Source organism: uncultured Bacteroides sp. (assembly GCF_937912035.1).
Taxonomy (GTDB): Bacteria; Bacteroidota; Bacteroidia; order Bacteroidales; family Bacteroidaceae; genus Phocaeicola.
In genome coordinates this window covers 496,152-508,268 of sequence record NZ_CALDPF010000031.1, presented here as the reverse complement: position 1 = coordinate 508,268, position 12,117 = coordinate 496,152, and the positions used below count along the sequence as shown (strand labels likewise).

General features: G+C 38.3%; 8 protein-coding genes. 2 read left to right on the top strand and 6 right to left on the bottom strand.

The genetic code is table 11. The features are described from left to right. The first annotated feature begins 5 nt into the window (after positions 1-5). A complete protein-coding gene (locus Q0486_RS07710; protein WP_299231778.1) occupies positions 6-1,199 on the top strand; it encodes an iron-containing alcohol dehydrogenase in 1,194 nt (397 codons plus the stop codon). 230 nt (positions 1,200-1,429) lie between these two features. On the opposite strand, the gene Q0486_RS07705 is transcribed toward Q0486_RS07710, so the two are convergent. The 5 genes from Q0486_RS07705 to Q0486_RS07685 are packed head-to-tail and all read right to left on the bottom strand — an operon-like array spanning position 1,430 to position 9,634. Further along, positions 1,430-2,212, bottom strand: coding sequence for a phospho-2-dehydro-3-deoxyheptonate aldolase (locus tag Q0486_RS07705; RefSeq protein ID WP_299231777.1), 783 nt, complete (start codon positions 2,210-2,212; stop codon positions 1,430-1,432). A 9-nt stretch (positions 2,213-2,221) separates the two neighbouring features. Continuing rightward, entirely contained in the window at positions 2,222-4,549 is a 2,328-nt protein-coding gene (gene ccsA, locus Q0486_RS07700) for a cytochrome c biogenesis protein CcsA (RefSeq protein ID WP_299231775.1), read from the bottom strand. Next, positions 4,546-5,448, bottom strand: a complete 903-nt coding sequence (locus tag Q0486_RS07695; protein ID WP_299231773.1) for a hypothetical protein — start codon at positions 5,446-5,448, stop codon at positions 4,546-4,548. Before Q0486_RS07695 ends, ccsA begins: the two co-directional genes overlap by 4 nt. A gap of 11 nt (positions 5,449-5,459) precedes the next feature. Beyond that, positions 5,460-7,247 (bottom strand): YVTN family beta-propeller repeat-containing protein, encoded by a 1,788-nt coding sequence (locus Q0486_RS07690; RefSeq protein WP_299231772.1) that lies wholly within the window; start codon positions 7,245-7,247, stop codon positions 5,460-5,462. Positions 7,248-7,258: 11 nt separating this feature from the next. Beyond that, entirely contained in the window at positions 7,259-9,634 is a 2,376-nt protein-coding gene (locus Q0486_RS07685) for a hypothetical protein (protein WP_299231770.1), read from the bottom strand. Between the two features lie 220 nt (positions 9,635-9,854). On the opposite strand from Q0486_RS07685, the gene Q0486_RS07680 reads away from it, so the two are divergent. Then, entirely contained in the window at positions 9,855-10,976 is a 1,122-nt protein-coding gene (locus Q0486_RS07680; protein WP_299231768.1) for a PTS cellobiose transporter subunit IIC, read from the top strand. Between the two features lie 70 nt (positions 10,977-11,046). Here Q0486_RS07680 and Q0486_RS07675 read toward each other — a convergent pair whose 3' ends face one another. Continuing rightward, positions 11,047-12,027 carry a hypothetical protein gene (locus Q0486_RS07675; protein ID WP_299231766.1) on the bottom strand — a complete coding sequence of 327 codons (981 nt, stop codon included), beginning with the start codon at positions 12,025-12,027 and terminating at the stop codon, positions 11,047-11,049. Positions 12,028-12,117: the final 90 nt, after the last annotated feature.

Below are 12,117 nucleotides of genomic sequence, written 5' to 3'. Positions count from 1 at the left end.
ATGTTATGAACAGTTTTGAATATTATAATCCTGTAAGAATATTGTTCGGTGCAGGTGAACTTAAGAAAATAGGTGAAGAAGCTAAAAAGCTAGGTAATAAAGTTTGTATTGTTTCTTATAAGGATTTGAACTTTCTGGAACCGCTTATCTGTAAAATTGAGTCTTTGCTTAAAGAATCAGGTTTGAAAGTCTTCTCGTTTTATGAAGCAGAACCAAATCCGGAAATTCAGACAATTGCAAAAGGAGCTGAATTTTGTAAATCCAATAATATTGATCTAGTTATTGGTGTTGGTGGTGGTAGTGCTATGGATGCTGCTAAAGCAATAGCAGCCGGTGTTTACTATAAAGGTGATCTATGGAATATGGTCTTTAGCCGCCATGACCATGTTGATGCTGTCCCGCCTACAGAATCATTGCCTACAATGATGATTCCTACCTTGCCTGCTACAGGAAGTGAAATGAATAATTGTGCAGTAGTAAGCAACTCCGAATTGAAGGAGAAATCATATATATGGAGTACATGCCTATACCCTAAAACTTCTATAATTGATCCTGAATTGACTCTTACTTTACCTCCTTTCCAGACTGCATGCGCTGCAGCTGATACTATATCACATGTATTGGAAATATATATCAATGGAGAAGAGGACAGTGATCTTCAACATTATTTCCAGGAAGGCGTTATGCGTACAGTCATAGATAATATAGGTAAAGTACTTGAAAATCCATCTGACATCTCTGCACGTTCACATTTGCAATGGGCGGCAACTTGCGGTATTAATGGCTGGGCATCGCCAGGTGATGCCTGGACGCCAATACATCAGGTAGGTCATGTTCTTACTTCACGTCACAGGGTTCAGCATGGGGCATCTCTGGCTATTCTTATGCCTGCCTGGATGGAATACATGTATTCACGCCGCCCTGAACGTTATTATCGTTTTGCCAAGAATGTAATGCAGGTAAATGTTGAAGGAAAGTCTTCAGAAGAGGTGATTAAAGAAGGTATATTAAAATTCAAGAATTTCTTGAGTGGTATAAATGTTCCTCAGACACTACGTGAAGTAAATATTTCAGAAGAAGATCTTCCACTTATCGTAGATGGAGTTGTAAAGGTAAGCTTTGGAAATGACGGAATGTTGAAATGTATTCCACCAGTAAGCCGTGAGGATATTATGGAAGTCCTGAAGATTGCTTTGTAGTATTAGAATTGTTATATTTGTAATTGTTCTAATGATTAGGAGCAGTATCATCATGTATGATGATACTGCTCTTTTTATTCTTTAGTTTCTGTAATTGGAAGTTGTATTATATATCTATTACTCAATTAAAATAATATAGGCTCAATCCTATTTAGTTTGTAATAGGGTTGAGCCTTTTCTACATATAGAATTCTTTATCTTGTCTTATAATATTATAACCGATAATTAGGCTATAAATTATTGTTTTCAAGATTTTCTAGAAGAAATTTCAGTTCAGCTGGTGTGATTTGTTGTCGTGCGTCAGAAAGTGCATCTTTTGGTGAAATATGACTTTCAATGAATATACCATCATATTTTTTTTCTATAGCTTTTAAACAGATTCCATGGATCAGTTCTTTGTTTCCTGCCATATGACTTGGATCGCAGTATATTGGGATATTAGGGAATTCTTCTCTGATTTTATCTGACAATTCCCATAAAGGTGAGTTCCTGTATGGAGTATTGTCCAATAGGCAGAAACCTCTGTGTATCAGAAACAGATTCTTGATATCTGCATGCATCATGCGTTCTATGCATCCAGCCCACAGTTCAATATCCGGACACATGGGGTTCTTTATATAGACAGGTATTTTTGTTCCTTTTAAGGCTCCTGCCAGTTCTGTCACCATAAAAGGGTTGACTGTAGTACGGGCACCTATCCATAGCATATCTATATCGTATTTAAGTGCCATTTCTACATGAGAAGGCAAAGCTACTTCAGTCATGACTTTCATTCCAAGTCCGGATTGAATTTCTTTAAGCCATGGCAATCCTATGCATCCTACTCCTTCAAATGTTCCAAATCTTGAGCGAGGCTTCCATAGACCTGCTCTTATTTTGCAGATACCTATGTTTTTCAATGCTTCTGCAGTGTTGAATAACTGATCTCTGTTTTCTGCACTGCACGGACCGGCTATTATATTTGTATAATTACCGTTACTTGTGTCTATAATATTATTTTTAAAGGTCATCATATATTTATTCTATTTCTTGTAGTTAAATACTAATCTTCTTTTATATGAATGATAGGCTAGGACAGAAACAATTGATAGCATAATATAGACGATAATAAAGAAATATATTTCGAAAGGAGCATTACCACTACCGTATGAGTGCATTCCGCTTAAGAAATAGTTAACTCCCAGATATGTCATCAATACAGTACTAAAACCAAATACTGACATCGCGCTGAGAGCGAAAGGGTTATTCAGTTTAGGTATAAATCGTGCGTGCGTTATCACTACATATATCAGGATTGTTATTAGTGCCCAAGTTTCCTTTGGATCCCAACCCCAATATCTGCCCCATGCTTCATTGGCCCAAATAGCTCCCAGGAATGTTCCTGCTGTCATAAGACACAGCCCTAAAATCAGGGATATCTCGTTTATTATTGAGATTTCCTTTAATTGTCTGTCTATAATGTCCGAGTATCGTGGAATAATCATTATGGCAAGGTTTGTAAGTCCTAAGAGAAAACCTATGGCCAGGAAACCATATCCGCTCATTATAACTGCCACATGGATCATCAGCCAGTATGATTGCAGAACAGGAACCAGAGGCGTTATGACAGGATCCATCCAGTTCATGTTACTTACCAGCAGAATTATTCCTGAGAAGAATGCACCCAATGCCAGTGTGATAGGAGAGCGCTTCATGAAGATTATGCTTCCGCCCAAAGTACACCATGCTGCATATACCATCGACTCATATGCATTGCTCCATGGGGCTTGTCCGCTGATATACCATCGTATAATTAGTCCTGAAGTGTGAATAATAAAAGAAAGGATTATTATATAGGTAAAGATTCTGCATCCAGTCCTGATTAATGAAGACTTATTATGTATTAGCTTTATGAATATTGATAGAAGAAGCAGTAAACCGCATGACAGATTTATTATGGCAGTATAAAAAAATGGTCTTATCTTATTGTATATAATTTCCAGACTTACTTGAGCTTCCGAAAGTAGTGTTGTATTTGTCTTTTTTTTCTGGTATTTTGATATCATGTCTACTATCTCCTGGCTTGGTTCAGTAAAGTACCATGGCATGATATGACTTACGAACATGGAATCATCCCCAGAAAATGCCGACAGGTCATCACCAGGAGAAAACCATCTTTCCCGTTCATCTCCAGGCAATGGAAATATCTGAAGCATCTGTCCCTGTTCTATTGAAAGCATAATATTGAGCTTCTCGTCAAGCTTAAGCAAATCCTTCTGCCTTTTGTCATGTAGTTTGACAGGAGTGTTGTATATCTTAGTTATCTCATCTTTCAGGATATAGTTGCCATCAGAGTCGAACAGATCATTAAAGCATAAGAAATTACCTTCCTTGCCCAGATCTTTTTGTATTTCCTTGTTGCTCTGATAGATTATAGGTTGGTCGTTCCAGTATCCCGGGTTGCCCATAAGCCCTAGGATAAACTCTGTAGCCTCCGTACTATTTACTTTTTCGCTGTGGTGTATCTTTCTTGTGAGAGCCCTGCAGTAAGTGTCCATAGGCTCTATTCTTCCGTTTGGGTTCTGAATCTGTATGTCTTTCCAGGATGAATGAGCCTCTATGCTGCAAAAGGGAAATAACAGAAGTAGACTTATTAACTTAAGCTTTCCCAAAAGAATACGAAGCCTGGACTCTCTTTGAAAAGGAATTAATATTATTCCAAGTAGTAGTATTGTATAGCCTATGTATGTTATAGTCATACCTATAGGGTCATAACTTACGGTAAGAATTGTTCCTGCTTCATCCTCGTCATATGCAGTCTGGAACAATCTGTAACCTTGTACAGATATAACTTTGTTCATATACACTTCCATTTTTGAATTCGAATTCTTCTCGTATATGGTAACTATACTCTTGTACGAGCGTGGACTGTTCGAACCAGGATAGCGCACCAGCTGGAAGTCGTTCAGATAGACCTGGAAAGGAAGCTTTATCTTTGTATTCCGATTTGTTATAATTTCGTTTGTCTGTTCTCCTTCCCTTACATGAAGCAAGCCTTCAACACCTTTGAAATGACTGAACATAGCACCACTTAATATGAAAACAAATGATGCATGCAGCATATAGTATCCGAATTTTCTTTTTACAGATGTATGGTTTCTGATAATAAGTAATATCCAGTTTACAATCATCAATAACCATATTATACCTATTAAAGGACTGTAATAGATACTTTTTGCCATGTCAACACCATAGTATTTCTCAATGAAAGTGGCTGTCCCCAACAAAATACCATAAACAATCATAAGTGCAATGGTAATCTTGTATGAACTTAGGAAAGATATTGTTGTTTTAAAGATTTCCTGTTTCATCTTAAAATGTTTTTATAAAGTGGACGACATGTGGAAATGTTTCCATATTCTTCTCCTTTTAGAGTCCAGTATACATTCCCACAAAGGTCAAATTCAATTACTTGAGGTGAATTGTCATCAGTACCGTGTCCGGACCAGTTGGCTATTATCAGGTGACCATTTCCCAGCCTGCTTATTTCTCCAGCAAACTGTAAAACGCACCCCATAAGGTCTTTTCTTCCTATAAGGAGCTTCTCTTCTCCGGTTTTTCTGCATATTTGCTGTATGCAGTGTGAATCACCTAAAGGTATTACAAGATCGCCATTGTCTGTTTCCATAACAGAGAATGCACCGCCTCCAATACCATATTTTCTAACAGTGTTACCTTCAGAATCAATCTCGTAAAGCTCTTTTCCCCCAAGAACAGTGACCAGATAGTTCCCGTTGCTAGCCTTACGTATCTGTCTGCATTGCATATGGACATTATTGTTGCCCAGGTCTTCTTTTACATTTATGGAATCTCTTACCTTTCCATCATTGTCCAATTCAACAATGCGTGTTGGTACTCCGTTTATGGCCAATAGATATCCACCATCCGGTAATACAGATGCACTATGTATCTCACATCCAGCAGGGGCATGATAGTCCCATATGGTCTCATGGTTTATATTTATAAGTTTTGCCCCTTTTTTATATGAATATAGTATATTCCCTTTTTCTGTTATATCTACACTATTGCATTCTATACCTTTCTCATAAGGCTCAATGGTGTGTCGCCATTCTATTGAACCGCTGGTCTTGTCTACTATCATAATAGACGTATTGCAAGAACCGGCCAATAATAGCTTATCTTGTGCTCTGATAGGAATAAGGCATATCATCAGAGCCAATGTTACTATTGGTATTGCTTTGTATTTCATTGTAATATATATTATAAAGAGTTTACATATTCTACCAGTTCTTCTATCTCTTTCTTTGAAATCTTACTGCCCTCAAGCCCATGTTTATGTATAGTGAAGACTTCTTCCATAGTTGCAGCCCTTCCGTCGAAAAGATATGGAGCCGTTCTCCATACTTCCTTCAGTGTAGGAGTATCCCATCCTTTCTCAAACTCAACATCCTTGCCTATCACGTGCATGCTTTTGTCAGTGAAATATTCTCCACTGTGACAGTAATCGCAATTGTATTTCTTAAATACCTCTTTACCTTTCCTGGCTTTCTCAGATAATTCTCCGTTAATCAGATAAGGGCTGGGAACTGGCTCCAGACTTTTAAGATATTCATCTACACATGTAGCAATATCTTCCGGAACCTCATGAAACTGTATATATTTAAATCCGGCTCTGACAGCAATTTCTGCATTTTCTCTGATACCGGAAATCATGCTTGGGGCTGTTTTATGGGCATATAACATACTTTTACAGTTTTTGGGATTGCCTATACCATCATTCAGATTATCCCAATTAAGTCCATCTGTACGGCCTTCACCAGGGTGGCATCCGTTACAACTTTGCCAATTCTGGAAGCAGTATGTTGCATCGTTGAAATATTTCTCACCTTTGTCTATATTGCTTTCAGTTCTGTTGTTTACCAGTGCAGCAGTTGTAATTTCAGTAGGAGTACCTATATTAACTATGTTCAGAGTGTCTGAAAAATAGGTTGGAATATATGCATACCCTTCTTTCATTAGAAAGTTTCTAGGTCCGTTTCCTATAAGATGAATCCTCTGACGCAAACCTACAAGGAATCTTAGGTCATATGATAAAGTACTCTTATCTGACACTTCTTCATATCTCTTTACGAATGCCTTATAATCTATTATACTTATTTCGTGAGTACCACTATGTGTTATTACGATATTGTCCGGTGTACACTCAATACCCCATATTCCGGCGGCACCTCTATCCGGTTCATCCAACAGAATAGAACCACCATATTCCATTTTCTGAATGTCTATTACGCTCATTGCACTTGTGTTCATCCATCCCTGTTGCAACTGGCTTGTTGGAACCTGAAATCTTCCAAGATTATGGGTTACGAATGCATATTTGTTGTCTTTACTCGTAGCAATACCTCTAATAGCATTACTGCCTGTTGCAAGCTGTATATCTTTTACCTTTTCAAAGTTGTCTAATGAAATGACAGACACTGCGGCCGAAATATAATCCTGGTTTGCTCTTCCGGTAGGCAAGAAATTAGCTACCAGAAGAAATTTTCCGTCTTCTGTTATTATTGCACTTTTAGGTTCTCTCAGTACTTTGACTTCTCTTGTTACTTTACCTGTAGAAAGATTGATTTCAGATATTGTAGTCTGAAACTGGTTGCAGATGTATAGTTTGCTTTTGTCCTTGCTTAATACAGGTGAGCATGCTCCTCGTCCTGTAGGGATGAATATACCAGAATCATTTTCTTCCGGGTTTATTATCACTACACCTCCTCTTGCCCCACCAGTTGTAGCATAGATGGTTTTACCGTCAGTCGTTACTCCTGTAGGTGGCTCATTTGTCTTCCACTGTCTGATACGTTCTTTCCCGTCGATAGAATATATGCATATACTTGATGTACCCTTTTCTGAAGATAGGATATTGTTCTTGAACAGTGTGACATCATTCATATATAGCGGTCTTACGTCTTCCAGACCGTTCCCTTTCTCTGTAAAGCTCCATAGTCCTGAAGCTAGGACTACGGAGAATATGCTGGAATATAATACCTTGTTCATATTGATTTATATTACATTTGGTCTTTGTCATATATTTTCTTGCCCTCATTGATGCAGGAGTTTACCTCTTCATTCTTCTCTAGCTTGTCGGCATATTTTCTGAGCATTGCCTTATGTCTTTCGCACGGAACAATCTTGCTCTCAATGTCTCCGCGAGGAGTGGCTTTAAGGCGCTTCTTTCCTTCCTTGATTATAGCCAGTGCTTTTTTGTACTTTTCCTTGTCTTTCCGTATTCCGTCAAGAATAGGGCTCAGTTCAGGACGGTCGAAAGCAATCTGTGCCTGCATGTTTCTTGAGAAATTGTTAAGATTCCACAAGCTTATGCCTGTAAGTTCCGCAAGCTGGTTTACTTCCTGATTGGTAAGCGGACATCTGCCTGCAAGGGCATCGTCGAAAGCAGATTCATATACAGGATAATAAACACCATTCAGATCCATCCATGTATATAAAGTCTCTTTTTCCTTAGGACTCAGCTTCACGCCTTTATGCCCGTTGTCTATAATCTTTGTCAGCTTGCTTGCATGGCTACCCCAGGAATATGCTTGCTGTATATCAGCAGGACCTCCTCCCACAAGGCTGACAATCTTGTTTACATACAGATTAACGTATGCGGCATTGAAGAATGGGTTCATGTCTTTAGCCAGGACAAGTTTTTTACGGTCATTGTTGTCGAAGTCGTGGCAACTTACACAATGCTTGTCAAGTATCGGTTGTACGTGCTCCATGAAAGAGAACTTGAACGGTTCCTTTCCCATCCATTTGGACAGTTCTGAAGGTTTTTTGCTCAATGCTATCGGACGTTTAGGCATTGGTGCAGGAATACTTAAGCGGTCTTCGTGACAGCCCACACAACCGTTTATCTCTCCCGGCATAAGTGATACCCCGCTTCGCATTGATTGAATCATTTTCTTGTCCTTGTCAAGAACCTGGAAATAGACATGCTTTCCGGCAGGTACAATAAAGCTGGCAGAACCATCCTCCTCAATAGGCACTTCCCCCAGGATTTGTTTGTTTTCGAAACTGTGCCAATTCATGCCAGGAGCCTGTTCTCCTTGCCCGAACCAGCCCTGTTTTGTCCATGTCCTTTTCTCCGGTGATTCAACGACACGCAGCCATTTGGCTTCTCCTTTTTTAACTCCTTCCATGTGAGTACCTTCATATACATTTTCCACATAGAAGCGTCCTGTCTTGTCTTTGAAGTTTCTCATAGAAGGGAGTATCAACGGCTTTTCCTTAGGCTGGATTATCTGTGGGTCATACAGGCTCTTGTCGCCTTCTATCAGCAGTTCCTCTGTACCATCCATTCCCAGCAGATATATTCCCTGCTTTGAATCATCTATATTCCATGAACCACGTTTGAACCATATAGTACGTGATGTCAGGAAGTAGTCTTCATTTATAGGGAATGGATCCTCGTAGAAATTGCTAATCCATTTAAATGAATCCAAGTCACCGTTTCCTACAATGTTTATACACTCTTTAGGCCATATTTTAACCACGGCGTCACGTCCGTCTACACCTTTCTTTCTATCTATGACAGCAATAGCTCCCCAAGGTCTGTCATGACATGAACTGAATGTACATACAACCAGATCAGTTCCTGGTATTTGGCGTCCTTCCAGTACACCACCCGGGCTGGCGGTATTGTTTCCGTAATATATAGAATGTTTTGTCCCGTCTGGATTAACTGTCCATAACCCCTGTGCATCTCCAAAGTTCCTGTCTACATACTCCCAGCGGTCGTATAATATTCTTCCATCACTCAATAGCGAGGAATGTCCTTCAAAGAGGGTACTTACACCAATCTGGGTAATGTTGGAACCGTCACCGTTCATCCTGAACAGGTTTCCCATAATATGTCTGTTGCACATACAATATTTAGGCTGGCGTGTAGAAGTAAATACAATACCACCATCAGGCAGATATAGAGGGTCTATGTCCGATACACCTTCTGCATATGTAAGTTGTTTCAGTCCTGTCCCGTCTACATTCATTTCGTAGATGTGATAGAAGTCCTCCTTCGATTTTCTCATGGAGAATATAATCTTTTTCCCGTCGAAAGAAATTTCCGGGTCACGTACAACACCGTCTGTTATTTCAATCAGTGTTCTAGATTTTCGGCTGTCCACGTCAAAAATTCTCATGGCTCCTCCTGGAGCGAAACTGTTTTCATTGATTTCTCCATACTGGAATAACGTTGCAGTGTTATGATGGTCCGGTGCAAACTGCTCGCGTTCGATGTATATAATCTGCTTACCGGCCAAGACATTTCTTGCTTTCTCTGATAGAAAGATATCTTTCTTTGGCAACTGGGCCTGTGTAGTAGCCCCCCCAGACAATATCGATAGGGATGCTATGATTAGAGTTGGAATTTTGTTTGTTTTCATATATCAGTATTTTTTTTGCAAATAACGTCTTTTTTCCTTTATAGTATTTTCATTTTCCTTTTAAAAGCTTTTAAAAAACTCCCATTCTAAAATGAGATGCGATTTAAAATACTTTTATTATATATTTTAGATATAATAGAAGAATATTTCATTATTTTGAAAGGATTCTTTTCGTTGAATAATTAAAATGATGGTATTTTAGCATTAAAAAATAATATTTATGTTTCTATCTTGTTATTATAAATGCTCTTCAGAGAAGGAGTTTGATATAGCGCTGGCAGATTTGCTCCGTTATGCATCTGATATGAAAAATGTAGTACGTCTTGTATTCTTTGGTTCTCCTACAGATACTGAAAAATTCAAGAAGCAGCGCAGTAGTATAGCCTTGATGTTGAAGCGCGAATTTCAACATTCAATTCCTGCATATACATATTTGGCTCAACCATTGCTTGATGGTGGAACTTTGGGGGTTGAGATTCAGGTAGCTGAAAATTGTGATGATGTCGTTTGGGAGTATCCTACTTATGATGTGTTTTCTTGTGTTAAGTTAAGCATTGGAAATGAACGCATGTTGTTTATTTCAGGAATATTTCAATCTGACTTATCTTTATCTGTACGTCAACAGTCCGAAATGGTTATGGAAAAAATATCATGCATACTGTTACGTGAAGGTTTTACTATTAGCGATATTGTTCGTCAGTGGAACTATATAGAGCATATCACAGGAGAAGAAGTTTCCGGAAGACAGAGATATCAGGAGTTTAATGATGTGAGGAGCAGGACTTATGGAGATTCCTTTATTGATTATGGCTATCCAGCGGCTACAGGTATAGGTACTCAATTAGGTGGAATACAGATAGAACTAGATGCGTTTTCTGGCTCAAAAATGTATTCTCATCGTGTTGATAACCCAATACAGAGAGCTGCTTATGAATATTCATCCAAGGTTCTTGTAGGTAGTAAAGGAAAAACAACTCCAAAGTTTGAGAGAGCACGTTCTGTATCATTTCATTCGGATGGGTGGATATATATATCAGGAACTGCTGCCATTCGAGGTGAGATGACAATCGAAACGGATGCAGGAAAGCAGGCAGAACTAACATTGGATAATATTAGGATATTGCTTTCAGATGCAACTTTGAAAGAATACAATATTCAAGGGCATGCAGAATTGAAATCATTAAGAGTATATGTAAAGCGTTCAAATGATATAAGACTTGTTAAACAATATATAGAATCTTCATATCCTTCAATAAAGGTGATATATGTAAATGCAGATATTTGTAGAGACAATTTGCTTGTAGAAATGGAAGGATATGCAATAATTAGATCTTATAACTAATATAGCTATATAAAACAGAAGTGCCATATCGTCAATGTATGAGGAAATGGCACTTCTGTTATTTACTAATTCAATATTCCTTAATTTTACGAAGCTGATTTAATGTAACAAATCCTCCGGTGGCAACAACAATAGGAACTATCCATGTAAAGATTCCATTGTATTCGAATACTCCTATATATTCCAAAGCCGGGTATATAGTAAACGTTATTACTAAAGCCATGGTAGGTGGGTCAATATGAGTATCTCCATGATATACGAAAGCTGCCGCACACAGCTCTCCTATATATGCAGCAAGAATGCCGAATGCTATTCCCCATGCAATATTTCCTGTGGTAGCAGTGACCATTGATGATGAGAGTGCGATATGATGTGTAACAGGTATTTTGTAACCCATTATCATAAAAGTGTATGCAACAGTTGCAAACCCAAATATGAGTCCGCTGCTTCCTGGTAGAATTATTGCCATATATGCAGCCGGGGAACCTATAGCTATAGCTAAGAGTAGTATTTGAAGAGAATCTGATTGGTATATTACCCACGAATGTTCATTGGTTGGTATCCATCTGTTTGTTTTTCCTTCCTTCTTTCCTAACAGTCCTGTATTTCCATATACTAATCTAGTAATAAACATGTTTAATATTACGGCAAGTGCTATAGTATTTGTCCATGTTGTATCACTGTAATTAGGAATTAGATTGATAATAAGCAAGATTAAATGTCCTAGAATTCCAAAAAGACCACCAACCAACAGTACTGAAGGATTGTTAAGACCAACAAGGGCAGTACATATGTCTCTACCATTTGTTATTAGTTTTTTCTTTGCTGCAAATGCTGCAGCTGCACATCCACCTGCAAATGATGTATGAGGACCAAGAAAGATGCCCCATGCAACTAGATTCATGAAATCCGGATTACCGGAAGTAAGATTTACTGTAGCTCCAATCAGTACAGCCAACCCACATAATACCCAAACGGGGAAGGCGCCTATGGCAGCCCCAAAAATCCCCCCTGCAAATGCAATTAATAATTCAATAATGTTTAATTCCATAGATATAAAAATTTAAATATAGTATAATGCAAATGTCTATATATTTTCTTCTAATAGGTTTATATATTTTTTTAAATGCTTTTCAAAAAC

Bases quoted from the DNA above. Each gene is read 5' to 3' on its own strand.
- Q0486_RS07695 (WP_299231773.1), bottom strand. From the start codon at position 5,448: ATGAAATACAAAGCAATACCAATAGTAACATTGGCTCTGATGATATGC.
- Q0486_RS07690 (WP_299231772.1), bottom strand. From the start codon at position 7,247: ATGAACAAGGTATTATATTCCAGCATATTCTCCGTAGTCCTAGCTTCA.
- Q0486_RS07685 (WP_299231770.1), bottom strand. From the start codon at position 9,634: ATGAAAACAAACAAAATTCCAACTCTAATCATAGCATCCCTATCGATA.
- ccsA (WP_299231775.1), bottom strand. From the start codon at position 4,549: ATGAAACAGGAAATCTTTAAAACAACAATATCTTTCCTAAGTTCATAC.
- Q0486_RS07680 (WP_299231768.1), top strand. From the start codon at position 9,855: ATGTTTCTATCTTGTTATTATAAATGCTCTTCAGAGAAGGAGTTTGAT.
- Q0486_RS07705 (WP_299231777.1), bottom strand. From the start codon at position 2,212: ATGATGACCTTTAAAAATAATATTATAGACACAAGTAACGGTAATTAT.
- Q0486_RS07675 (WP_299231766.1), bottom strand. From the start codon at position 12,027: ATGGAATTAAACATTATTGAATTATTAATTGCATTTGCAGGGGGGATT.
- Q0486_RS07710 (WP_299231778.1), top strand. From the start codon at position 6: ATGAACAGTTTTGAATATTATAATCCTGTAAGAATATTGTTCGGTGCA.